This window comes from Bordetella saccharivorans, from assembly GCF_045862855.1.
Classification (GTDB): Bacteria; Pseudomonadota; Gammaproteobacteria; order Burkholderiales; family Burkholderiaceae_B; genus Bordetella_A; species Bordetella_A petrii_F.
The window spans coordinates 60,150-81,131 of sequence record NZ_BAAFZO010000001.1 but is presented as its reverse complement, the minus strand read 5'-3'; the positions used below and the strand labels follow the sequence as shown (position 1 = coordinate 81,131).

Annotated in this window: 22 protein-coding genes; 8 read left to right on the top strand and 14 right to left on the bottom strand. The window is 70.4% G+C overall.

Annotated elements, in window-relative coordinates:
* Nucleotides 1-2 precede the first annotated feature (2 nt).
* The 8 genes from ACKTT0_RS00370 to ACKTT0_RS00335 all read right to left on the bottom strand — a co-directional run bounded on the left by ACKTT0_RS00370 (nucleotide 3) and on the right by ACKTT0_RS00335 (nucleotide 7,854).
* The gene (locus tag ACKTT0_RS00370; protein ID WP_407847193.1) at nucleotides 3-1,193 is read right to left on the bottom strand and encodes a transporter substrate-binding domain-containing protein; all 1,191 of its coding nucleotides are present in this window, start codon (nucleotides 1,191-1,193) and stop codon (nucleotides 3-5) included.
* A 16-nt stretch (nucleotides 1,194-1,209) separates the two neighbouring features.
* Nucleotides 1,210-1,944, bottom strand: a complete 735-nt coding sequence (locus ACKTT0_RS00365) for an ABC transporter ATP-binding protein (protein ID WP_407847192.1) — start codon at nucleotides 1,942-1,944, stop codon at nucleotides 1,210-1,212.
* The gene (locus ACKTT0_RS00360; RefSeq protein ID WP_407847190.1) at nucleotides 1,941-3,758 is read right to left on the bottom strand and encodes a branched-chain amino acid ABC transporter ATP-binding protein/permease; all 1,818 of its coding nucleotides are present in this window, start codon (nucleotides 3,756-3,758) and stop codon (nucleotides 1,941-1,943) included. The genes ACKTT0_RS00365 and ACKTT0_RS00360 overlap by 4 nt, the downstream gene beginning before the upstream one ends.
* The gene (locus tag ACKTT0_RS00355) at nucleotides 3,751-4,584 is read right to left on the bottom strand and encodes a branched-chain amino acid ABC transporter permease (RefSeq protein ID WP_407847188.1); all 834 of its coding nucleotides are present in this window, start codon (nucleotides 4,582-4,584) and stop codon (nucleotides 3,751-3,753) included. Before ACKTT0_RS00355 ends, ACKTT0_RS00360 begins: the two co-directional genes overlap by 8 nt.
* A 45-nt stretch (nucleotides 4,585-4,629) precedes the next feature.
* Nucleotides 4,630-5,796 (bottom strand): substrate-binding protein, encoded by a 1,167-nt coding sequence (locus ACKTT0_RS00350; RefSeq protein ID WP_407847186.1) that lies wholly within the window; start codon nucleotides 5,794-5,796, stop codon nucleotides 4,630-4,632.
* A gap of 34 nt (nucleotides 5,797-5,830) precedes the next feature.
* Nucleotides 5,831-6,715, bottom strand: coding sequence for a nitrilase family protein (locus ACKTT0_RS00345; protein ID WP_407847184.1), 885 nt, complete (start codon nucleotides 6,713-6,715; stop codon nucleotides 5,831-5,833).
* Between the two features lie 285 nt (nucleotides 6,716-7,000).
* Nucleotides 7,001-7,501 carry a GFA family protein gene (locus tag ACKTT0_RS00340; RefSeq protein WP_407847182.1) on the bottom strand — a complete coding sequence of 167 codons (501 nt, stop codon included), beginning with the start codon at nucleotides 7,499-7,501 and terminating at the stop codon, nucleotides 7,001-7,003.
* Nucleotides 7,501-7,854 (bottom strand): DUF1428 domain-containing protein, encoded by a 354-nt coding sequence (locus ACKTT0_RS00335; protein ID WP_407852355.1) that lies wholly within the window; start codon nucleotides 7,852-7,854, stop codon nucleotides 7,501-7,503. Before ACKTT0_RS00335 ends, ACKTT0_RS00340 begins: the two co-directional genes overlap by 1 nt.
* A 94-nt stretch (nucleotides 7,855-7,948) precedes the next feature.
* Here ACKTT0_RS00335 and ACKTT0_RS00330 point away from each other — a divergent pair, with 94 nt between their 5' ends.
* Nucleotides 7,949-8,389 carry a MarR family winged helix-turn-helix transcriptional regulator gene (locus ACKTT0_RS00330; RefSeq protein WP_407847181.1) on the top strand — a complete coding sequence of 147 codons (441 nt, stop codon included), beginning with the start codon at nucleotides 7,949-7,951 and terminating at the stop codon, nucleotides 8,387-8,389.
* Nucleotides 8,390-8,394: 5 nt separating this feature from the next.
* Here the strand turns inward: ACKTT0_RS00330 and ACKTT0_RS00325 are convergent, their stop codons facing one another.
* The 4 genes from ACKTT0_RS00325 to ACKTT0_RS00310 form a co-directional block, all read right to left on the bottom strand.
* Nucleotides 8,395-8,862, bottom strand: a complete 468-nt coding sequence (locus ACKTT0_RS00325) for a DUF2214 domain-containing protein (protein ID WP_407847179.1) — start codon at nucleotides 8,860-8,862, stop codon at nucleotides 8,395-8,397.
* Nucleotides 8,863-8,868: 6 nt separating this feature from the next.
* Nucleotides 8,869-9,243, bottom strand: a complete 375-nt coding sequence (locus ACKTT0_RS00320) for a DUF6152 family protein (protein ID WP_407847178.1) — start codon at nucleotides 9,241-9,243, stop codon at nucleotides 8,869-8,871.
* Nucleotides 9,244-9,354: 111 nt separating this feature from the next.
* Complete coding sequence (locus ACKTT0_RS00315; protein WP_407847177.1) at nucleotides 9,355-10,581, bottom strand: CaiB/BaiF CoA transferase family protein; 1,227 nt, start codon at nucleotides 10,579-10,581, stop codon at nucleotides 9,355-9,357.
* 8 nt (nucleotides 10,582-10,589) lie between these two features.
* The gene (locus ACKTT0_RS00310; RefSeq protein WP_407847176.1) at nucleotides 10,590-11,561 is read right to left on the bottom strand and encodes a Bug family tripartite tricarboxylate transporter substrate binding protein; all 972 of its coding nucleotides are present in this window, start codon (nucleotides 11,559-11,561) and stop codon (nucleotides 10,590-10,592) included.
* A 168-nt stretch (nucleotides 11,562-11,729) separates the two neighbouring features.
* On the opposite strand from ACKTT0_RS00310, the gene ACKTT0_RS00305 reads away from it, so the two are divergent.
* The 7 genes from ACKTT0_RS00305 (at nucleotide 11,730) to ACKTT0_RS00275 (ending at nucleotide 18,714) form a co-directional block, all read left to right on the top strand.
* Entirely contained in the window at nucleotides 11,730-12,500 is a 771-nt protein-coding gene (locus ACKTT0_RS00305; RefSeq protein ID WP_407847175.1) for an enoyl-CoA hydratase/isomerase family protein, read from the top strand.
* Nucleotides 12,490-14,112, top strand: coding sequence for an AMP-binding protein (locus tag ACKTT0_RS00300; RefSeq protein WP_407847173.1), 1,623 nt, complete (start codon nucleotides 12,490-12,492; stop codon nucleotides 14,110-14,112). Before ACKTT0_RS00305 ends, ACKTT0_RS00300 begins: the two co-directional genes overlap by 11 nt.
* The gene (locus ACKTT0_RS00295) at nucleotides 14,109-15,065 is read left to right on the top strand and encodes a hydroxymethylglutaryl-CoA lyase (RefSeq protein ID WP_407847171.1); all 957 of its coding nucleotides are present in this window, start codon (nucleotides 14,109-14,111) and stop codon (nucleotides 15,063-15,065) included. Before ACKTT0_RS00300 ends, ACKTT0_RS00295 begins: the two co-directional genes overlap by 4 nt.
* 84 nt (nucleotides 15,066-15,149) lie before the next feature.
* On the top strand, nucleotides 15,150-15,686 hold the full coding sequence (locus ACKTT0_RS00290) for a MarR family winged helix-turn-helix transcriptional regulator (RefSeq protein WP_407847170.1): 537 nt from the start codon (nucleotides 15,150-15,152) through the stop codon (nucleotides 15,684-15,686).
* 92 nt (nucleotides 15,687-15,778) lie between these two features.
* Nucleotides 15,779-16,513, top strand: a complete 735-nt coding sequence (locus ACKTT0_RS00285) for an enoyl-CoA hydratase/isomerase family protein (protein ID WP_407847168.1) — start codon at nucleotides 15,779-15,781, stop codon at nucleotides 16,511-16,513.
* The gene (locus tag ACKTT0_RS00280) at nucleotides 16,510-17,706 is read left to right on the top strand and encodes a CaiB/BaiF CoA transferase family protein (protein ID WP_407847166.1); all 1,197 of its coding nucleotides are present in this window, start codon (nucleotides 16,510-16,512) and stop codon (nucleotides 17,704-17,706) included. Before ACKTT0_RS00285 ends, ACKTT0_RS00280 begins: the two co-directional genes overlap by 4 nt.
* 39 nt (nucleotides 17,707-17,745) lie before the next feature.
* The gene (locus ACKTT0_RS00275) at nucleotides 17,746-18,714 is read left to right on the top strand and encodes a tripartite tricarboxylate transporter substrate binding protein (protein WP_407847164.1); all 969 of its coding nucleotides are present in this window, start codon (nucleotides 17,746-17,748) and stop codon (nucleotides 18,712-18,714) included.
* Nucleotides 18,715-18,764: 50 nt separating this feature from the next.
* Here ACKTT0_RS00275 and ACKTT0_RS00270 read toward each other — a convergent pair whose 3' ends face one another.
* Together ACKTT0_RS00270 and ACKTT0_RS00265 are read right to left on the bottom strand one after the other, a co-directional pair.
* On the bottom strand, nucleotides 18,765-19,721 hold the full coding sequence (locus ACKTT0_RS00270) for an NAD(P)H-dependent flavin oxidoreductase (RefSeq protein ID WP_407847162.1): 957 nt from the start codon (nucleotides 19,719-19,721) through the stop codon (nucleotides 18,765-18,767).
* A 132-nt stretch (nucleotides 19,722-19,853) separates the two neighbouring features.
* Entirely contained in the window at nucleotides 19,854-20,966 is a 1,113-nt protein-coding gene (locus ACKTT0_RS00265; RefSeq protein WP_407847160.1) for an alkene reductase, read from the bottom strand.
* Nucleotides 20,967-20,982: the final 16 nt, after the last annotated feature.

Below are 20,982 nucleotides of genomic sequence, written 5' to 3'. Positions count from 1 at the left end.
CCTCAGCCCAGCCAGAGCGCGTCCAGACCCAGCGCCGTCAGGTACGGGTCCGGCCTGATCGCCTCGGGGCTTTGCCAGACCACGTCGAAGGCGCCATCGTCACGGCAGACGCCGATGCGCGGCGTGAGTACGCAATGATTGTTCTCGGACAGCACCGCCAGCTGGCCGCCGGGCGCGTCGAACGCCACTTGGTGCACGGCCTGCACCAGCCTGCGCGTGTCCATTCCCCCCACGCGCTGCAACGCGCGTGCGAACAAGTGCATCTGGCTGTAGGACGCCTCGGAATATACGCTGGCCGGCCGCGCGCCGAAGCGCGCGCGCCAGCGCTCCAGGAACGGGCCATTGGCCGGCGTGTCGACGGAATTGAAATAGGTGGCCGCCGTGATGTGGCCCGCGCATAGCGCCGGGCCGATCTGCGCTACCTCGGCCTCGGTCAGGGTGAGGCTGGCGATGGGAATGCGTTCCGCCGAGAGGCCGGCATCGTGGTAGCAGCGGTAGAAGCGTTCGGCGTCCGAGCCGATCAGGGTCGAGAAAACCACGTCCGGCTGGATGCGCCGGATGTCGTCCACCACGTCGGCGATCTCGGCCTGGTCGCAGCCCAGGCGCAGGTAGGTTTCATCCAGGATCTCGCCGCCGCGTTGTTCGACCGTCTCGCGCATGATGCGGTTGGTTTCGCGCGGGTAGATGTAGTCGGCGCCCACCAGGAAGATGCGCGAGCCGCAGTGCTGGATCAGGTAGGCCGCCAGCTGCATGCTGCCCTGGTTGGGCGCGGCGCCCGTGTAGATGACGTTGGGCGAATACTCGAAACCCTCGTAGACGGAGGCATACCACAGCAGCGAATTGCTGCGTTCCACCACGGGCAGCATGGCCTTGCGGCAATGCGAGGTGCAGCCGCCGAAGATCACGCCGACCTCGTCGTCCAGCAGCAGCCGCGCGGCCAGCCGGCGGTATTCTTCGCTGTCGCTGCGCGGGTCGTACACCACCGGTTCCAGCGGTCGTCCCAGCACGCCGCCCAGGGCATTGATTTCTTCCACCGCCAGCACTGTGCCGAAGAAATGCTGGGACTCGGTGGTGGCCGTCACGCCGCTGCGCGAATACAGCACGCCGATGCGCCAGCCGGCCTGGCCCTGCGTGGCGGCCGGCGGGGTTGCGGTTGAGGGAGCCGCGGCGTCGCCGGCGGGAGTCTGCGTCATGGCGTGGGATCCTGCTTCATACCTTCAGGTGGTCAATGATATGGCTCGCGGCGGCCGCCGCGCCAGTCTCGCCCTGGTCCACGATCGCGCCATGCTTGAGGATCAGGTAGCGGTCAGCCACCTCCAGGGCAAATGCCACATTCTGCTCGACGATGAACATGCTGGTGCCGCGCTGTCGGCGCTCCCAGGCCAGCGCGCGGGCCAGCCGCCCGATCACCGACGGCTGCAGGCCCTCGGTGATCTCGTCCAGCAGCAGCAGGGCCGGCCTCTGCATCAGCGCGCGCGCCACCAGCAGCATTTTCTGCTCGCCGCCCGACAGCGTGCCGGCATGCTGGCGCAGCCGGCTGGCGAACACCGGGAACAGGTCGGCGATTTCGGCGAAGCGCGCGTCGAACAGGCGGTCGGACGGCAGGCCGAGGCGCAGGTTGTCGCGAATATTCAGGTCGGGAAACAGCGCCTGTTCCTGCGCCGCGTAGGCCACGCCGCACCGGGCGATATCCTGCGGCCGCATGCGGGTGGCGTCCGTGCCGGCCAGCCGCACCCGGCCGCGCGCCTTGGGCAGGTAACCCATGACCGTCTTGAGCAAAGTGGACTTGCCCATGCCGTTCTTGCCCAGCAGCGCCACGCAGGCGCCCGGCGCGACGGCCAGTGACACCTCGCGCAGCACCAGGGCGGACTGGTAGCCGCTGGACACTCCTTCCATGGCCAGGGCGGGCGCCGCCTGCGCCGCCGGGCCCATCGTCGCGCTCATGGCCGCGTCTCCCCGGTCACGGCCTGCGCGCTGCCCGCATAGATGGTGCGCACCAGTTCGGATTCCGTCACTTCCCGGAAACTGCCGTCCATGACGATGCGCCCCTGGTGCAGCACCACGATGCGGGTGGCCACCTCGGCCACGAAGTCGAGGTCGTGCTCGACCAGCAGGCAGCACAGGCCATAAGTATGCGCCAGCGACGACAGCACTGCGCCGATGCGGGCGCGCTCGGTCTTGCTGAGGCCGGCGGTGGGTTCGTCCAGCAGCACCACGCGCGGCTCCAGCGCCAGCACCATGGCCAGTTCCAGGGCCTGTTGCTGGCCGTGAGAGAGGTCGCGCACGGATTGCTCCAGGCATTGGTCCAGTCCGGTCATACGCAGCACTTCCAGCGCGTAGGGTGGCAGCGCCAGCTCCCGCGCGCGGCCCAGCCACGCAGGACGTTCGCGCAGCGCCGTGGCGATGCGCAGGCTTTCAGCCACCGTCATGCTGTCGAAGATGTTGGCATTCTGGAACTTGCGTCCCAGCCCGGCGCGCACGCAATGCGCCGGTCCTTGCCGGTGTATTGGCCGGCCGCATAGCGCCACCTCGCCGGCCGAGCGCTCGGCGCCGTCGGCGATGCAGCGCATCAGCGTGGTCTTGCCGGCGCCATTGGGGCCGATCAGGCCGAGCAGCTCGCCGTCGTCGGCCCGCAGGTCGATGCCTTCCAGCACCTGCAGGCTGCCGAAGCGCTTGGCCACGCCGGCCAGACGCAGCGCCGGCTGGCCGGCCGCCGGTGCGCCGGCGGCCGAGCGGGCGACCAGGCGCGGCGCGGGCGGGGTCGTGGCGCGGCGCCGAGCGGTCACCAGCGGCAGCAGCCCGCGCGGCAGCAGCAGGATGACCACGATGAACGTCACGCCCAGCAGCAACTGCCATACGAAAGGCATGTAGCCGCTGAGGTACGAGGCGGCCACGTTGATCAATACGGCTCCCAGGACTGGCCCCCAGATGGTGCCGCGCCCGCCCAGCGCGACCCAGATGATCAGCTCGGTGCCGAAGACGAAGCCGCCCAGTTCCGGCGCCACCACGCCGCTGAAGGCGCCATAGCCGAAGCCCGCCAGGCCGGCCACGACGGCGCACACCACCAGCAGGGCAATGCGCCAGCGTGCGGTATGCAGGCCCAGATAGCCGCAGCGCGTTTCGTTGTCGCGCAGCGCGGCCAGGATGCGGCCGGCGTCGCTGTGCGTGATGGTCCAGGCCAGCAGGGCCACGGCGGACAGCGACGCCGCGGCGACCACGTACCAGGCCTCGAGCGACAGGTCGAACGTTTCGAAGCCGGTCAGCCCGGAGGACGACCCGGTGTAGGTGCCGCCGGCCAGCGCGACCTGCGTCAGCACGATCGGCAGCACCAGCGAGATGACCGTGGCGAAGAACGGCGAGGCGCCGCGATAGAACGACAGCCAGCCCGCCGCGAGCGCCAGCAGCCCCGCGCCGCCCGCCGCGGCCAGCACCGCCAGCGCCGCCACTGCGGGGGAAAAGCCGAAGTGCGTGAATGCCAGTCCGGCTGCGTAAGCGCCCACGCCGAAGAAAGCCGACTGGCCGAAGGTCAGGTAGCCGGTGTAGCCCCAGAGTACATCTACCGTGACCGCCGCGATGGCGAAGAACAGCGCCTTGATCAGCACGTTCAGCAGATAGGTGTCGAACAGCCACGGGCCGGCCACGGTCAGCGCCAGGCACAGCGCCGCCAGCCAGGCCAGGTCGCGGCCGTGGCGGCCGCGGCGCGCAGTGTCGGCGGGCGCCGCGGCCGCCGCCCGCCGGGCGAGCAGAGTCTCAGTCATGGGCGAATCCTCGGGGACGCAGGCGCAGCGTCAGGGCCGCCAGCACCGCGATGGTGACGCCGCCCAGAATCGGGCTGACGTAGACGCTGACCAGCACCTGGCACGCGCCATAGAGCACGCAGGTCAGCAGCAGCGCGCCGATCGAATGGCCGGCCACCATGACCAGCATGAACGCGCTGACCAGCCAGGGCAGGCCCATGTTGGGGTCGACGCTGGAGAGCGGCGTAATGAGCGCGCCGGCCAGCGCGCCCAGCCCCGCGCCCAGGCCGAAGGTCACGAAGCGGATGCGCTCGGCGCGGATTCCCAGGCCGCGCGCCAGGTTCTCGTTCATGATGACGGCGCGCGTGCGCACGCCGAAGCGGGTGCGGTTCAGCAGCGCGCTCAGCGCGGCATAGAGCAGCAATGCCGCCGGGATGAGGAACAGGCGATAGGCGGAATACTCCGTTCCCAGGATGTCGGCCGCGCCCTGCAGCGGCGAATCCACGAACTGCACTTCGCGGCCGAAGGCCATGGTGATCAGCTGGCCGATCACGATGCCCAGGCCCCAGGTGGCGAGGATGGCGTCCAGCGGCCGCCGGTACAGCGGCTGCACGATCAGCCGCTCGACCACCATGCCCGTCGCCGTGCCGGCCGCCAGCGCGGCGGGCAGCGCCAGCCACGGGTTGAGTCCCAACTGGGTCACCACCAGGCTGGCGTAGCAGCCCAGCGTGATGATCGCGCCGTGGGCGAAATTCACGATCTTCATGACGCCGAAGATGATCATCAGCCCGGCGGTCACGATGAACAGCATGGCCGCGGTACTCAGGATGTCCAGTAGCAATCCCATCGTTTTCTCCGGCGGCCGCCCGGCGCGCGGGCGGCCGGCGCATGCCTACTTCAGGTTGGGGCACTGCTGGCCCGGATCCACGTTGTCGAAGGTCTGCAGGATCTTGATCGAATGGTCCGGCTGTACCTGGCCCAGCCGCATGGTCAGGGCCGCGTGGCGTTGGCGGTCCATTTTCACCACGCCGCGCGGCCCGTCGAACGACACTTGGCCGAGCGCCGCCACCACCTTCTGGGGGTCAGTGCCGCCGGCTTGCTCGACCGCCGCCTTGTACAGGAAGAATGCCTCGTACTGGGGCTCCGACAGGTCGTTGGCGGTCTTGGCCTGGTCGCCGAACTTTGTCTTCAGGGCAGCCAGGAATTTGCGGTTCTGCTCGTTGTCGATACCGGTCAGGTAGGAAGCCGACATGTACATGCCTACCGCGGTATCGCCCATGGTCTTGGCGGTGCCTTCGTCAATGGCCAGATTGCCGTACAGCATGGACAGGCCCGCGGCGCGGATCTGCTTGGCCAGGCCCACGTTGGGGCTGCCGCCCGCGGTGGAACTGATCAGCGCATCGGGCTGCGCGGAGCGGATCTTGGAGACGATCGGCGTCCAGTCGGTGCCGTCGATCGGCAGGTACTCCTCGCCCACGACCTTGCCGCCCTGTTTCTCGATGTACTCGCGGGTGAATTTCAGCATGCCGCGGCCGAAGGCATAGTCGCTGCCCACCAGGAAGAATGTCTTGGCGCCGCGCTCCTGCGTGAAATGGTCGACGATGGGCGCCACCTGCTGTTCCGGCACCCAGCCGTTGACGTGCATCCAGCGGTTGCACGAGCGGCCTTCATAGAAGGAGGTATAGATGTACGGCACTTTGCCGCGATTGATGATGGGCAACGCCGCGTTGCGCGCCGCGCTGGTCTCCATGGCGATGATGGCGTCGACCTTCTTCTGGAATACCAGCGTGTCATAGGCTTTCTGCGCGCCCACCGCCGAAGAGGCGTCGTCGGCGATCTCCAGCACTACCTGGCGGCCGAGTATGCCGCCGGCGGCATTGATCTGCTCGATGGCCAGCTGCGATGACTGCACCACGGCCGGCGCCACCACGCTATTGGCGCCGGACAGGCCCACCGCCACGCCGATGCGCACGGGTTCTGCGGCCTGGCCGCTTGCTGCCATGCCCAGCATGGCCAGCGCCGACAGGCGAAGGAAGAGGCTGCGATACCGGATTTTCATGGTTTTCTCCTTGGGGGTCGCAATGGCTGGCCGTTCAGTGCGTCGCCTGTCCGGCGCCCAGCATTTCGTCGTAGACGTCGTGCCGGCGGTCGCGCAGCACGTGGTTGAAAGTGTTGAGCTGGCGCGCGCGGCGCGTCGCCTTCAGGTCGACGGCGGCGATCAGGATTTCCTCTTGATCCGCGCTGGCCGGCCCCGCGACTGTCCAGCCCTGCGCGCCGACGATCAGGCTGCGGCCGACGAAGGGCTGTCCGCGCTCGGTGCCCACGCGGTCGGCGCAGGCCACGGTCAGGCCATTGCTGTGCGCGCCGGCAATGGCCAGCGCATGCGCCATGGCGGGCCCCTCGGGCGTCTGGCCCGGCATGGGCACCCAGTTCGTGGGCACGGCCACGATGTCCGCGCCGCGCATCGCCAGCAGCCGGTAGACTTCGGGAAACCAGCCGTCGTAGCAGATCGCCACGCCGACGCGGCCCAGCTCGGTATGGAAGACGGGCAGGCCCAGGTCGCCCGGCTCGAAGTACAGGTTCTCGTCGCCCCACAGGTGCAGCTTGCGGTACGTGCCGACATAACCTTGCGGGCCCGCCACCAGTGCCGAGTTGTAGAGCCGGTTGCCGTCGCGTTCGGCGATGCCGGCAACCAGGTAGATGCCCAGGCGCCGCGCCAGCGCGATCCAGGCGCACGAGGTCGGCCCCGCGGGCACCGGCTCGGCCAGCGCAAAGGCTTCTTCCCGGCTGCCGAACATGTAGCCCGTGTTGGCCAGCTCCGGCAGCACCACCAGCCGCGCGCCCCGGGCGGCAGCCTGTTCGGCCAGGGCGACGGATCGGGCCACGTTGGCGGCGACGTCGCCCATCAGCGGGGCCATCTGCACGCAGGCCACCCGCATTTCGGCGGCGGGCGGAAGGGGCGGGGCGGGGTGTTGCATGCGATCTCCTCGATACCGGAACGCGCCAGTGAAAAAACAAAAAGCCCCCGACCGCGCGATGCGCGCATATCGGGGGCTTTCATAGCCAGAAAGGAGTTTTCAAGCAGCAATCATTGCTGCGGGCGCCGGGGGCCTGGATGGCTCGCCGTCGGCGGGGCGGTCAAAGTCGACCGTTGCCGCATGATAGGGATGCGCTGCGGCGGGCGGCAATAAGAGATTTCCCGCACACGGCCACCGGGCGCGCCGCCGGCCGCGTCGCCGCGCCCGGTGGTCGCGCCAGGACGCTCAGCCGGCCAGGGCCGCCGCGACGCGCGCCTGGCCGTGCGGGCCCCACACCACATCCGGATCGTAGTCGCCCTCGTAGGCGGGCACGTCGTCGGCGATGCGCACCCACGATTGCCGGGTGGCGGTGAAGCAGTGCACAGTGGGCGGCAGGCGTTCGGGCTGGTCCAGCGTGCCCACCAGCACCATCGCCATGTTGGGGCCCAGCAGCGGGTGGTGAGTCCACAGGGCCACCAGGCAATCCGGGCAGCGCATGACTACCTGCCCCTCGGGCCGGGTCGAGGGCGTGTGCACGGCGATAGGCCGGGCGCTGCCGATGGATTCGACATGGCGGGTTTCCAGCATGGCGTTCCAGCCGTAGCCCGACCCGCCCATGCGCTGGCAATAGCGGCAATGGCAGGCGTGTACCGCGACGGGAGCGGCGGTCAGCCGGTAGCGCACGTGTCCGCAGGCGCAGCCGCCTTCGAGGGGGGATTCGACCTGCTCCATGGGCGGCGCGCGCATCAGACGTCGACGACGGGCACGAAGCCGCCGAAGATCATGCGCTTGCCGTCGAACGGCATGCTTTCGCCCATGGCTTTCATGCGCGGATCGGTCATCATTTTCTCGATGGCCGCGTCGCGCGTTTCCTTGGACGGATACTCGAACCACGAGAACACCACGACCTCGTCGTCCTTGGCCTTGACCGCGCCGCGGAAGTCCGTGACCTTGCCGTCCGGCACGTCGTCGCCCCAGCATTCGACCATGCGGGTCACGCCGAACTCCTTGAACAACGGCGCCGCTTCGGTGGCGTGCTTGATATAGGCCTCTTTGTTGGCGGCCGGCACGGCCGCGACAAAACCTTCTACGTACTTCATCATCGCGATCTCCCTGGAGGGTTGGGACGGCGGGCCGCCGCCTGAGTGGTGCAGCCGGTTTGACTAGAGTTGATATCAACATAATAATGCCGGCATGTCAAAGAAAATTCCGCTCGAAACCACGCTCGAAGTGCGCGATACCTGCCTGTGCCTGCATGTGCAGCGCGCCGCGCGCGCGCTGGCGCGGCGCTTCGACGACGCGCTGCGGCCGGTGGGGCTGACCAACGGCCAGTTCTCGCTGTTGATGGCCCTGAACCAGCCGCGCCCGCCGGCGCTGGCGCCGGTGGCGCGCCTGCTGGCCATGGACCGCACGACCCTGACGGCGGCGCTCAAGCCGCTCGAGCGCGACGGCCTGGTGCAGGTCGCCGTCGATCCGGACGACCGGCGCGGCCGCCGCCTGGCGTTGACGGCGCGCGGCCACGCAGTGCTGGTGGCGGCGTTGCCGATCTGGCGCGCCACGCACGCCGAACTCGAGGCCGCCCTGCCGGCGCCGGGCGCGCGCGCGTTGCGGGACGCCCTGGGCGCGCTGGCGTGACGGCGCTACAGGAACCCGATCCAGCGGCCCGCCACGATGGCGCCGGTCCATAGGCCCAGCGATAGCGCGGCATGCAGCCGCGCGCCGCCCGGCACCGGGCCGCCCGCCAGCGTCCGGCGCCAGTAGGGGCCGGCATGCAGCCATGCGGCATTCGCGACGCCCAGGGCCACCAGCCCCAGCTTGGCAAGGAAGGCGCGGTTGCCGAGATATTCGCCGGGCTGCACCGAGAACAGCCACAGGCCGCTCAGTAGCGCCAGCAACAGCCCGCCCGCCGCCAGGCGCGCCAGGTACGGGCCGGCGGCGGCTAGCGGCACGGCCCGCGCCGCGCCGAGCAGGCGCAGGTCCAGCGCCGCGATGGCGCCGAACAGCAGGCCGATGGCGCCGATATGCGCCGCATTGACCAGCAGGTAGGCGGTGTCCGACTGGCGCAGCAGGGTGGCGTGGGGCAGGGCGGACAGCCATTCCAGCGCCATGGCTGCCTACTTCTTGATGCGGTCGGGGTAGATGTCGTAGGTCTTGCCGCCCACGGTGATCTGGACTGCCTTCATGCGCTTCTCGGCGTGATCCTGGGCCCGGTTGCCGGTGGCGACGATGTTGTCGCCTTCCTTGGCCGAGCCTTCGGCGAAGCCGGAGCGCCGGGTTTGCGCCGGGTTGCCCAGCTCGACCCGCCACAGGCCGTCGTCGGTCTGCACGTCCAGCCAGGGGTGGGGCGGCGCGATCTGCACTTTCTTCACGGTGCCTTGCAACTGGATCTGCTCGGCATCGGCCCACGACCAGCCGTGATGCGCCCAGGCGCCGGGCATGAGCAGGCTGGCGGCGGCCAGCAGGCCGCCAGCCAGGAATCGATGAGACATGGTGACACCTCCCGCGTGGTGTGATCATGAGCGGCCGCCCGGCCGCGATGGCGGCTGGCGCGACTGTCCAGGCCACTATAACGTTGCGGCGCGCCGCGGCATAGTGGCGGGTCAGCCGGCCGGCTGGCACGCCTCGCCGCGCTCCAGCATGGCCTGGATGCGCCCGTCGTCATAGCCGATTTCGCGCAGGATCTCGCGGGTCTGCTCGCCGATCAGCGGGGCATGGTGGCGCAGCGAGGGCGCGTAGCCGGTCATCGCCACCGGCACCCGCAGGTTCTTCACCATGCCCTGGGTGGGGTGGTGGACGCGCTCGACCAGTCCCACGGCGCCGATGTGCGGATCGTCGAGCAGGCTGTCGATGGTGTGGCAGGGCATGGCCGGGATGTCGTGCTCGGCCAGCACCCGCTGCCAGTGCGCGGTGTCGCGCCGGCCGATCGCGTCGGCGCGGATCTGGAAGAACTCGGCGATGTGGTCGATGCGCTCGACGGCGGTGCGGAAGCGCGGGTCGGCCTTCAGGTCCGGACGGCCCATGGCGTCGAACAAGGCCATCACCTGGGCATCGGTGTTGGTGGTGATGCAGATATGGCCGTCGCGGGTCTTGACCGGCCGGGCGTTGGGGTCGAGCAGGCGCCGGTCGCCGCTGCCGCCGATGGGCGGCTCGAAGGTCGCGCCGTACAGGTGCTCGCTGAGCAACAGGGCCGCGTAGCTTTCGAACATGGGCACTTCGATCTCGCGCGCCTGGCGCGCCCGCCCCTGGGCCAGCAGGGCGACCAGGATGGCATTGGCGACCATCAGCGCGGCGCTGCGGTCCACCACGACATACGGCACATAGCGCGGCTCGCCGTGCGTGGCCGCGAACAGGCTGGCCAGGCCGGTGCCGCCTTGCAGGATGGAGTCGTAGGCCGGGCGGTCGGCATACGGGCCGGCGGAACCGAAACCGACGATGTTGCAATAGACGATGTCCGGCCTGGCGGCGCGCAGCTCGCCGAAGGCCAGGCCGAGCTTGCCGATGGCCGCGGAGCGCATGTTGTGCACGAACACGTCGCAGCTGCCCGCCAGCCGCAGCGCCGCCTGGCGCCCCGCGTCGGTCTTCAGGTCGAGCGCGATGCTGCGCTTGTTGCGGTTCATGTGCATGAACTTGCCCGACATGCCGGGCGTGGGCGAGCGGCCCGAGATCCAGCGGATGATGTCGCCGGAGGGCTGTTCCAGCTTGATGACTTCGGCGCCGTAGTCGGCCAGCACCTGCGTGGCGTACGGGCCGACGACGGCCGAGGTCAGGTCGAGGATGCGGCAGCCGGCGAGCGGCAGGCCGGCGGCCGGGTCGGTGGCGGTATGCATGGGGTGCGTCAGTCGAGACGGACGCCGGTGGCGTCGATCAGGGTCTTGTATTGCCGGGTTTCCCGGGCGACCAGGGCCGCCAGGTCGGCTGGCGAGCCGCCCAGGGCGATATTGCCGCTTTGCTCGAAGCTGGCCAGCAGTTCCGGATCGCGCAGCGCGCGCGCCATGCCGGCGTTCAGCCGCTCGACGACGGCAGGGTCGAGGCCGCGCGGGCCGAACACGGCGAACCAGTTGCTGGCCTCGAACCCGGCCATGCCGGCCTCGGCGAAGGTGGGCACGGCCGGCAGCGTCGCTTCGCGCGCGGCGCCCGTCGTGCCGAAGCTGACGGCCGCGCGCGCCTTGACCTGCTGCATGACGGTGGGCACCGAATCGAACAGCAGGTCGATATTGCCGCCCAGCAGGTCATTCAGCGCCCCGGCGGTGCCCTTGTACGGCACATGGCGCAGTTCGATGCCGCTGCGCGCCAGGAACGCCAGCGCCACCAGGTGCGTGTTGGAGCCCACGCCGGCCGAACCGATGGTCAGCGCGCCGGGGCGCGCCCGGGCATGGGCGATCAGGTCCGCCAGCGTGGCGGCGGGCAGGCCCGGGCGCCCCAGCAGGACATAATCGAAGCGCGATACCGCGCCGACCGGCGTGAAATCGCGGACCGGGTCGTAGCCGACATCGTCGCGCAGGTACGGATTGATGACGAAGGCCGCCGCGCTGCCCAGCAGCAGGGTGTAGCCGTCCGGCTTTTCCGCGGCCACGGCGCGGGTGGCGATCATGCCGCCCGCGCCCGGGCGGTTTTCCACGACGACCGCTTGCCCCAGCGCCTTGCCCAGCGCCTTGGCCAGGATGCGCGCCACCAGGTCGCTGCCGCCGCCGGGCGAGAAACCCACCACCAGCCGCACCGGCCGGTCCGGATAGGCCTGCGCCGCCGCTAGGGGCGCGGTGGCGGCCTGGATGCAGAAGGCGAGGGCAATTCGGCGCAGCAGTCTCATGGCGTCTCCGGCGGTGGCGGTCGGGCAGGCTTATTTAATTGATATAAGCAACTATATAAGTTGATTTATACAACATGTTGGCGCCGCGCGGCCATGCCAATATAGTAGATTTAATCAACTAATTGCCGTATAGTTCCAGCCAGCGATCCCATCTATGCAGGAGCCTGAATGAGCGCCACGTATGAAACTCTCACGCTGGACATCGCCGCGCATGTCGCGACCTTGACCCTGAACCGGCCCGACAGCCGCAATGCGCTGAGCTTGCGCATGTGCCACGAACTGGTGGCCGCGTGCGCGGCCCTGGCCGGCGACGAGCGCGTGCGCGCGGTGGTGGTGCGCGGCGCCGGCCCGGTGTTCTGCGCCGGCGCCGACCTGAAGGAACGCAAGACCATGACCGACCAGGACATGACGGCGCGCCGCGTGGCGGGCTTCGCCGCCTATGCCGCCATCGAGCGGCTGCCGCAGCCGGCCATCGCCGCGGTGCATGGCGCCGCCTTCGGCTCGGGCTGCGAAATCGCCGCCGCCTGCGACTTCATCCTGGCCGCCGAAGGCACGCAGTTCTGCTATCCCGAGGTCGGCTGGGGCACCGTCGGCGCGACCCAGCGCCTGCCCCGGGCGGTGGGCCGGCGCATGGCCAAGGAACTGCTGTTCACCGGCCGCAAGTTCGATGCGGGCGAGGCGCGCGAGATCGGCCTGGTCAACCATGTCTATCCGGCCGCCGACCTGCCCGGCCGCGCCGCCGAGATGGCCGCGGCGATCGCGCGCGCCACGCCCCTGACGGTGCGGCTGACCAAGTGCAGCGTCGACCAGGGCCTGGCCACCACCCGCGAAGGGGCCATGGCGGTCGAATTGCTGGCCATCGACGAGAATCTGCGCGGCACCGATTGGCAGGGCGCGCTGGCCGGCTTCGGCGCCCAGGAGGCGGCCGATGCTCGCTGAACCGACGACGCTGGCACGCCGCCTGGCGCTCACCGTGGCCGAGCGCGGCGCTCAGGAAGCCTTCGTGGGGCCGGACGGCCGCTATCGCTGGCGGGAGCTGGCCGACGGCGCGCGCGCCATCGCGGCGGCCCTGCATGCCGGCGGCGTGTGCCATGGCGACCATGTCGGCGTCATGCTGGGCAACAGCGCCCTGTGGATCCAGGTCTTCTACGCCTGCGCCAGCCTGGGGGCGGTGACGGTGCCGGTCAATACCCGCTTCAAGAGCGAAGAGCTGCGCTTCTGCCTGAAACAGGCGGACATCCGCCTGCTGGTCATGGCCGATCAGTTCCTGGGCATCGATTTCATCGACCTGCTGCGCCAGGTCGAGCCGGCCGTGGACAGCGCGCTGCCGGGCCGGGAACTGCCGCTGCTGCGCCAGGTGGTGGTGGTCGGCGCCGACGTGCCGGCCGGCACGACCGGCTACCAGGCGTTCCTCCAGGCCGGCACGGCGGTGGCGGCGTCCGAGCTGGACCGGCGCGCCGAGGCGACGGCGCCCGACGACGTGCTGCTGATCCAGTACACCTCGGGCACCACCTCGTTTCCCAAGGGCGTGATGCTGACCCACGCCAACATGCTGACCAATGCCTGGGCCGCCGCGCAGCGCATGGGCGTCACGGCGCAGGATCGCTATTTCAGCATCCGGCCGTATTTCCATGTGGCCGGCACCACGCTATCGATACTGGTGAGCCTGGTCACCGGCTGCTGCCTGCTGACCCTGCCGCGCTTCGACGTGGCGCAGGCGCTGCGCATCCTCGACGAGGAGCGTTGCACGCTGACTTCGGGCAACGACACCATCTTCCTCATGCTGATGGGCCACCCCGATTTCGACCCGCGGCGCCTGCACCTGCGCGGCGGCTGGGCGGCCGCCGGCCCCGAGGTCATGCAGAAGATCCGCGACGTGATGGGCGTGCCCTCCATCTGCAATGCCTATGGCCAGTCGGAGGCCTCGCCCAACGTCATCATGTCGGCCCACGACGACGATTTCGCGCTGCGGGCCATGGGGTGGGCCCGGCCGCATCCGGGCATGCAGGTGCGGGTGGTCGATGCCGGCGGCGCGCCGCTGCCGGCCGGCGCGCGCGGCGAGATCCAGGTCAGGGGCTGGAGCGTCATGAAGGGCTACTACAACATGCCGGAAGCGACCGCGCGGGCGCTCGGCCCGGACGGCTGGCTCAGCACCGGCGACCTGGGCGAGATGGACGCCGAGGGCCGGCTGCGCATGGTCGGCCGCCTGAAGGACATGTTCCGCGTGGGCGGCGAGAACGTCGCGCCGCTCGAGGTCGAGGAAGTGCTGCACGCGCATCCGGCGGTGCGCCTGGCGCAGGTGGTCGGCGTGCCCGACGCGCGCCTCGGCGAGGTGCCGGCCGCCTTCGTGCTGCTCAAGGAGGGGCGCGCCGCGCCGCCCGAGGCGCTGATCGACTGGTGCCGGCAGCGTTGCGCCAACTACAAGGTGCCGCGCTACCTGGACGTGGTGGAATCTTTCGAGCACATCGGCATGACGGGCAGTTCGAAGGTGCAGAAGAACAAGCTGCGCGACTACGCGCTGCAGCGCTTCGGCCTGGAGCGGCAGTCATGACGCGCGACGTGATCCTGTGCGAGTGCTTCGCGCGCGACGGCCTGCAGCACGAATCCCGGTTCATCGCCACTCCGGTGAAAGTCGACCTCATCGAGCGCTTCGCCGCGCTCGGTTTCGAGCGGGTCGAGGCCACCTCGTATTCCAATCCCCGCGTCGTGCCGCAATTCGCCGATGCCAGCGACGTGCTGGCCACGCTGCAGCGGCGCGCGGGCGTCTGGTACAAGGCCACCTGCGCCAATGTGCGGGCGGTGGAGCGGGCCCTGCGCGACCTCGACGCCGGGCAGGGCGCCAACGAGATCAGCCTGCTGGTGTCGGCCAGCGAGTCGCATTCGCTGCGCAATCTCAAGCGATCCCGCCAGGACCAGTGGGACAACATCGCCGCGATGGCCAGCTGCGCGGCGCGGCGCTTCCGCCTGGTGGGCACGATTTCGGTGGCGTTCGGCTGCCCATTCGAAGGCGCGGTCGATGCCGCCCGGGTGCTGGATGACGCGCGGCGTTTCGCCGAGCTGGGCGTGGACGCCGTGACGCTGGGCGACACGACCGGCATGGCCGCGCCGCCGGCCGTGCGCGCGCTGTACCGACGGCTGCGGCAGGAATTCCCGGACCTGGTTCTGGTGGCGCATTTCCACGATACGCGCGGCACCGGGCTGGCCAATTATGTTGCCGCACTGGAGGCGGGCGTGCGCTATTTCGACTGCGCCTTCGGCGGCGTCGGCGGGCACCCGGACAAGGTCAAGTACGGCGGCGGCCATACCGGCAACGTCGCCACCGAAGACCTGGTCAGCCTGTTCGAATCCATGGGCGTGCGCACCGGGCTGGACCTGGCGGCGCTGCCGGCGGTGTCGCGGCTGTGCGAGGACACGCTGGGACGTCCGCTGCACAGCCGCGTCGCCGCCAGCGGGTTGAACCCGCTGATCGGCGCATCCGCGGCGGCTGGCGCGGGCGCCGCATGAGCCGGCCCGCCGTGGTTGTTTATCATGTGCCCGTTTGCGCGCGGCCCGCGGGGCGCGCGCCTTTCCTGCCCGGATCCTGACACCATGGCCACTCGTACCGTACGCAAGACCGCTACCGCCGCGCGCGCCGCGCCGGCCGTGCTGAAAGACCTGTTCTCCTACCGGCTGAACCGCCTGGCGCATGTCTCCAGCCGCATTGCCGCGGGGCTCAACGAAAGCCGCTACGGCGTGGGCCCGCGCGAATGGCGCATCGTGGCCTTGCTGGGCGCGGCGGCGCCCATGTCGCTGAACGCGCTGGCGCGCGAGTCCAACATCGACAAGAGCCAGGCCAGCCGCACCGTGGCCGAGCTGATCGACAAGAAACTGATACGCCGCAGCGCCGATGCGGAAGACGGGCGCGGCATCAGCCTGGACCTGACCGCCGCCGGCCGGCGCCTGTACCAGGAAATGTTCCCGGCGGCGGTCGAGCGCAATGAGTCGCTGTTGCAGGTGCTGACCGCGACCGAGCGCGACGTGCTGGAGCGCGCCCTGGACAAGCTCACCGCGCGCGCGCTGGAAATGTTCCACGACGCACGGGCCGAGATCCCGACACGGCGCGGCCGTAGCGCCGGCCCACGCTAGACCATGCGCGCCGGCCGGGCGCCGGCGCGGCCATATAGTTGATTTACACAATTATTTGCGCCCGGTCGCGGGCGCCACGACGAGGAACCGACATGGACGAACTGTTGATCGAAGACCGTGACAGCGTGCGCATCCTGCGCATGAACCGCCCGGACAAGCACAATGCCTTGAATTCGGCGCTGACCCAGGCCCTGCTGGACGGCCTGTACGAGGCCGACCGCAGCGCCGGCGTACGCGCGGTGGTGCTGGCCGGCAACGGCAGATCGTTCTGCGCGGGGGCCGACACGAAAGAGTTCGCCGGCCTGACCGCCGAACATGCCGACGCCGTCGCCCGGCGCGCCGAGCTGACCACCGAGCTGCACCTGGCGTTCTCGCGCATCGGCAAGCCGGTGGTGTCGGCGGTGCACGGCAATGCGCTGGGCGGCGGCGCCGGGCTGGCGCTGGCCTGCGACCTGGCGGTGATGGCCGACGACGTGCGCTTCGGCTACCCGGAACTGCGGCACGGCATCGTGGCCGCCGTGGTCATGGCCAACCTGGTCCGCCAGCTCGGGCGCAAGCAGGCCTTCGAGCTGGTGGCGCTGGCCGAGCCGATCGACGGCGCGCGCGCCCTGGCGCTCGGGCTGGCCAACCGCGTGGCGCCGGCCGGCCAGGTGCTGGACGCGGCGCTCGAACTGGCGCGCCGCATGGCCGGCTGGGAGCCGGCCGCCATGAAGCTGACCAAGCGCTCCTTCCACCGCGCCGCCGATCTGGCGCTGGCCGAAGCGTTGGCGGTGGGGCGCGACGCCAACACCATCATGCGCAGTTTCGGCGGCGGGGGCGGGCAATGAGACCGCTCGACGGCATCACCATCCTGGACCTCTCGCGCGTGCTGGCGTGCCCGTTCGCCTCGATGATCCTGGCCGAGCTGGGCGCGACCGTGATCAAGGTCGAGCAGCCCGACGGCGGCGACGAGACGCGCAGCTTCGAACCGCGCGTGCAGGGACCGGGCGGCGCCGAGTCGGCCTATTACCTGGCGTTCAACCGCAGCAAGCAGTCGATCACGGTGAACTTCCGCCACCCCGAGGGCCAGGCCCTGGTCCGCCGGCTGGCGGAGCAGGCCGACGTGGTGGTGGAGAATTTCCCGGTCGGCACGCTGGCCAAGTACGGCCTGGACCGCGACCACATCGCGCCCGGCAACCCGGACCTGGTGTACTGCTCGTGCACGGGCTTCGGCATGACCGGCCCCTATGCGGGCCGCAAGGGCTACGACACGGTCTTCCAGGCGATGGGCGGCATCATGAGCCTGACCGGCGAGCGCGGCGGCGGGCCGGTCAAGCCGGGCCTGCCGGTGGCCGACCTGACATCCGGGCTGTGGGTGGCGATCGGCATCCTGGCGGCGCTGACCGGGCGCGAACGCAGCGGGCGGGGCTGCCACCTGGATTTTTCCATGCTGGACGGCCAGGTCGGCCTGCTGTCGCTGGCCGCCGCCCGCTACTTCGCCTTGGGCGAGGTGCCGCCGCGCCTGGGCACCGAGCACCCCGGCCGCGTGCCCTCGGCGGCCTTCGCATGCCGTGACGGCAAGTGGGTGCAGATCACCGGCAGCGACCAGCATTGGAAGCCGCTGTGCGAGCTGCTGGGCCTTTCGGCCTGGCGCGACGATGCGGCGCTGGCGCGCAACGCCGAGCGCGTGGCGCGGCGCGACGAGGTCATGCGTGGCCTGGCCGCCGCCATCGCCACGCTGGACCGCGACGAGTTGTGCGCACGCTGCGATGCCGCCGGGGTGCCCGCCGGCCCGATCCTGTCGGTCGACGAGATCATGGCCGACCCGCATGTGCGGGCGCGCGGCATGGTGCGCGAATACGAGCACCCGCAACTGGGGCGCTTCGGCGCGGTGCCGGTGCCTTTCAAGTTCGACGGCTACGACGATCCCGGCCTCGGGCGTCCGCCACTGCTGGGCGAGCACACGCGGCAGGTGCTGGCCGAGCGCCTCGGGCTGGACGACCAGGCCATCGCCGCCCTGCGCGAGCAGGGCGCCATCTAGCGGCAAGCAGAAAACAAGCCATCACCAGGAGACAATGCCATGCGACTCATCAGGAACCTCATCGCCGGCGCGCTCGGCGCCGCCGTGTGCGCCGCCGCCGCGGCCGCGCAGCCGTATCCGGCCAAGCCCATCACGCTGGTCAACCCCTATGCCGCCGGCGGCCCGGCCGATACCCTCGGCCGTGCGCTGGCGCGCGAGCTGGAAAAGCAGCTGGGCCAGCCCGTGGTGGTCGAGAACAAGGGCGGCGGCGGCGCGTCGATCGGCGCCAGCGCGGTGGCGCGCGCCGCGCCGGACGGCTATACGCTGCTGCTGGGCACGGCCGCCGCCCATATCGTCACGCCGTTGATGCAGCACACGCCGTATGACGGGGTCAAGGATTTCCGCTTCATCGGCATCGTGGGCAACCAGCCCAATATGCTGGTGGTGCATCCCAAGCTGGGGGTGAAGTCGGTGGGCGAGTTGATCGCGCTGGCGCGCAAGGAGCCGGGCCAGCTCAACTATGGATCGGCCGGGCCCGGCAGTTCGCCGCACCTGGGAGCCGAATTGTTCCGCCAACAGGCCGGCATCGAGCTGATGCACATTCCCTACAAGGGCGCGGCGCCCGCCATCAACGACCTGGTGGGCGGGCAAGTCGACATGGCGGTGTTGAACCTGGCCGCCAGCCTGCCGTTCATCAAGGACGGCCGGCTGGTGGCGCTGGCCTATGCCGCCAAGGAACGGTCGCCCCTGCTGCCCGACGTGCCGACGCTGGCCGAGGCCGGCATCCGCGACGCCGAGTCGGCTTCCTGGTACAGCCTGGCCGCGCCAGGCGGCACGCCCGACGCCGTCGTCGAGCGGCTCAACCAGGCGGTGAACGCGGTGAACCAGGACGCGGACTATCGCAAGCTGATGGGCTCGCAAGGCGTGGAGCTGTGGAGCATGACACCCGCCGAGACGACTGCCTTCGTGCGCCGCGACCAGCAGGTGCTGGCCGGCCTGGTGCGCGGCGCCGGCCTGGTCAAGCAGTAGCAGGGCAGGGCGGCGCGCCCACGGGCCGGCGGTGCGCCGGCCCGCCGCGCTCAGGCCGCCAGCAGCTCGCCGCCGCGCGCCAGCGCCTGGCGGGTTTCGCGCACCAGCGCCGCCATCACCTCGCCTGCCGGGCACAGCGCGTCGATCAGTCCGGCGCTCTGGCCGGCTTCGACCTTGCCGCCGTCCACGTCGCCATCTTTGGCCGATTGCTTCAGCGTGCTGCCGCCGAACAAGGCATCGAGTTCGGCGTCGGACGCGCCGCCGCGTTCGGCCGCCGCATACTCGCGCGCGAAGGCGTTGCGCAGCATGCGCACCGGCGAGCGGCCGCGCCCCACCAGGGCGGTGTCGGCCACCCCGGCGGCCAGCACCGCCTGTTTGTAGGCCGCATGCAGGCCCGACTCGGGCGTGAGCAGGAAGCGCGTGCCCAGTTGCGCGCCGTCGGCGCCCAGGCAGAGCGCCGCCGCGATGCCGGCGCCGTCGGCGATGCCGCCGGCCACCGCGAATGGGATCTCGACGGCGCGGGCCACGGCGCGCGCCAGCACCAGCGTGCCGATTTCATCGGGGCCGGGGTGGCCGCCGGCCTCCAGCCCCACCGCGATCACCGCGTCCACGCCGGCCGCCTGCGCCTTGTGCGCGTGGGCCGGGCTGGCGGCCACCTGCAGCCACTTGATGCCGGCCTCGCGCGCGCGCCTCAGGTGTTTTTGCGGCCCGCCCTGCGAAGCAATAATGACCGGCACGCGCTCGGACACGGCGATGTCCATGTGCTCTTGCGCGCGTTTGTTGTACAGCGGGATGTTGACCGCGAAGGGCGCCTCCGTGCCGGCCCGCACCGCCTGGATGGCCGCCAGCAGGTCGTGCGGGTACATGGGCCCCGCGGCGATGGTGCCCAGGCCGCCGGCGCGCGATACGGCCAGCGCCAGCGCGGCGTTGGAAGAAGCCCAGCTCATGCCGCCCTGGATGATGGGGTAGCGGATGCCGAGCAGGCGGGTCAGGCGGGTCTGGAGCATGGCGTCGGGCCGGATGAAAAGACAGGCCGCCATTCTTGCCGATATCGTTGATTTTAGCAACTATATGGCCAGGCCGTGGCCGCGCCGCGGACGGCGCGCGCCGGCGCCCGAGGCGGCCGTCGCCCGGCTGGCTCAGGCCAGCGCCGGATAGTCGATATAGCCTTGCGCGCCGCCGCCGTAGAAGGTGGCCTTGTCGGGCGTGTTCAGCGGCGCCCGCTCGCGCAGCCGCCGCACCAGGTCCGGATTGGCGATGAACGGCTTGCCGAAGGCGACCAGATCGGCGCGGCCCGATTCGACGGCGCTTTCGGCCAGTTGCGGATCGTAGTCGTTGTTGGCCATCCATGCGCCCTTGCCGCCTGCCGCCTCATACGCCTGGCGCAGCGCGGCGTAATCGAACGGCTGTTCGCCCTGCTGGAAATCGCGCGGGCCGCCGGTGGCGCCCTCGATGACATGCACATAGGCCAGCCCATAGGCGCCCAGCTTGCGCACGACATAGTCGAACAGCGGCTGCGGCCGGGGGTCGCTGGCGTCGTTGGCCGGCGTGACGGGCGAAAGGCGGATGCCGGTGCGGCCCGCGCCGATTTCGCCGGTGATGGCGTCCATCACTTCCAGCAGCAGGCGCGCGCGGTTCTCGATGCCGCCGCCGTACGCGTCGGTGCGCTGGTTGCTGCCCGAGCGCAGGAACTGGTCGAGCAGATAACCGTTGGCGGCATGCACTTCGACGCCGTCGAAACCGATCTCGATGGCGGCGCGGGCGGCCCGGCGGTAGTCTTCGACGATGCCGGGCAGTTCGTCCAGGCGCAGCGCGCGCGGTTCGGAGGTGGCGACGAACTCGCCGGTGCCGTCGTCGTGCACCAGGTAGGTCTTGGCGTTGGCGCGGATGGCCGAAGGCGCGACCGGCGCGCCATTGCCCGGCTGCAGCGTCGTGTGCGAAATGCGGCCGACGTGCCACAACTGCACGACGATCTTGCCGCCCGCCGCGTGCACGGCGTCGACCACGCGCTTCCAGCCGGCCAGTTGCTCGGCCGAATAAAGGCCGGGCACCTGGGCGTAGCCCTGGCCCTGGTGCGAGATGGCGGTGGCTTCCGTGATGATCAGGCCGGCGCTGGCGCGTTGCGCGTAGTAGGTGGCCATCATTTCGGTGGGCACGGCGCCGGGTGCGCGGTTGCGGGTCAGCGGCGCCATGACGACGCGGTTGGCCAATTGCAGGTCGCCGGCGGCGATGGGATCGAAGAGGGTGGGCATGGTGATGTCGGTTCAG

What these genes read in the sequence shown, in the direction of transcription:
- ACKTT0_RS00370 (WP_407847193.1), bottom strand. Translation starts at nt 1,193, where the DNA reads ATGACGCAGACTCCCGCCGGCGACGCCGCGGCTCCCTCAACCGCAACC.
- ACKTT0_RS00365 (WP_407847192.1), bottom strand. Translation starts at nt 1,944, where the DNA reads ATGAGCGCGACGATGGGCCCGGCGGCGCAGGCGGCGCCCGCCCTGGCC.
- ACKTT0_RS00360 (WP_407847190.1), bottom strand. Translation starts at nt 3,758, where the DNA reads ATGACTGAGACTCTGCTCGCCCGGCGGGCGGCGGCCGCGGCGCCCGCC.
- ACKTT0_RS00355 (WP_407847188.1), bottom strand. Translation starts at nt 4,584, where the DNA reads ATGGGATTGCTACTGGACATCCTGAGTACCGCGGCCATGCTGTTCATC.
- ACKTT0_RS00350 (WP_407847186.1), bottom strand. Translation starts at nt 5,796, where the DNA reads ATGAAAATCCGGTATCGCAGCCTCTTCCTTCGCCTGTCGGCGCTGGCC.
- ACKTT0_RS00345 (WP_407847184.1), bottom strand. Translation starts at nt 6,715, where the DNA reads ATGCAACACCCCGCCCCGCCCCTTCCGCCCGCCGCCGAAATGCGGGTG.
- ACKTT0_RS00340 (WP_407847182.1), bottom strand. Translation starts at nt 7,501, where the DNA reads ATGCGCGCGCCGCCCATGGAGCAGGTCGAATCCCCCCTCGAAGGCGGC.
- ACKTT0_RS00335 (WP_407852355.1), bottom strand. Translation starts at nt 7,854, where the DNA reads ATGAAGTACGTAGAAGGTTTTGTCGCGGCCGTGCCGGCCGCCAACAAA.
- ACKTT0_RS00330 (WP_407847181.1), top strand. Translation starts at nt 7,949, where the DNA reads ATGTCAAAGAAAATTCCGCTCGAAACCACGCTCGAAGTGCGCGATACC.
- ACKTT0_RS00325 (WP_407847179.1), bottom strand. Translation starts at nt 8,862, where the DNA reads ATGGCGCTGGAATGGCTGTCCGCCCTGCCCCACGCCACCCTGCTGCGC.
- ACKTT0_RS00320 (WP_407847178.1), bottom strand. Translation starts at nt 9,243, where the DNA reads ATGTCTCATCGATTCCTGGCTGGCGGCCTGCTGGCCGCCGCCAGCCTG.
- ACKTT0_RS00315 (WP_407847177.1), bottom strand. Translation starts at nt 10,581, where the DNA reads ATGCATACCGCCACCGACCCGGCCGCCGGCCTGCCGCTCGCCGGCTGC.
- ACKTT0_RS00310 (WP_407847176.1), bottom strand. Translation starts at nt 11,561, where the DNA reads ATGAGACTGCTGCGCCGAATTGCCCTCGCCTTCTGCATCCAGGCCGCC.
- ACKTT0_RS00305 (WP_407847175.1), top strand. Translation starts at nt 11,730, where the DNA reads ATGAGCGCCACGTATGAAACTCTCACGCTGGACATCGCCGCGCATGTC.
- ACKTT0_RS00300 (WP_407847173.1), top strand. Translation starts at nt 12,490, where the DNA reads ATGCTCGCTGAACCGACGACGCTGGCACGCCGCCTGGCGCTCACCGTG.
- ACKTT0_RS00295 (WP_407847171.1), top strand. Translation starts at nt 14,109, where the DNA reads ATGACGCGCGACGTGATCCTGTGCGAGTGCTTCGCGCGCGACGGCCTG.
- ACKTT0_RS00290 (WP_407847170.1), top strand. Translation starts at nt 15,150, where the DNA reads ATGGCCACTCGTACCGTACGCAAGACCGCTACCGCCGCGCGCGCCGCG.
- ACKTT0_RS00285 (WP_407847168.1), top strand. Translation starts at nt 15,779, where the DNA reads ATGGACGAACTGTTGATCGAAGACCGTGACAGCGTGCGCATCCTGCGC.
- ACKTT0_RS00280 (WP_407847166.1), top strand. Translation starts at nt 16,510, where the DNA reads ATGAGACCGCTCGACGGCATCACCATCCTGGACCTCTCGCGCGTGCTG.
- ACKTT0_RS00275 (WP_407847164.1), top strand. Translation starts at nt 17,746, where the DNA reads ATGCGACTCATCAGGAACCTCATCGCCGGCGCGCTCGGCGCCGCCGTG.
- ACKTT0_RS00270 (WP_407847162.1), bottom strand. Translation starts at nt 19,721, where the DNA reads ATGCTCCAGACCCGCCTGACCCGCCTGCTCGGCATCCGCTACCCCATC.
- ACKTT0_RS00265 (WP_407847160.1), bottom strand. Translation starts at nt 20,966, where the DNA reads ATGCCCACCCTCTTCGATCCCATCGCCGCCGGCGACCTGCAATTGGCC.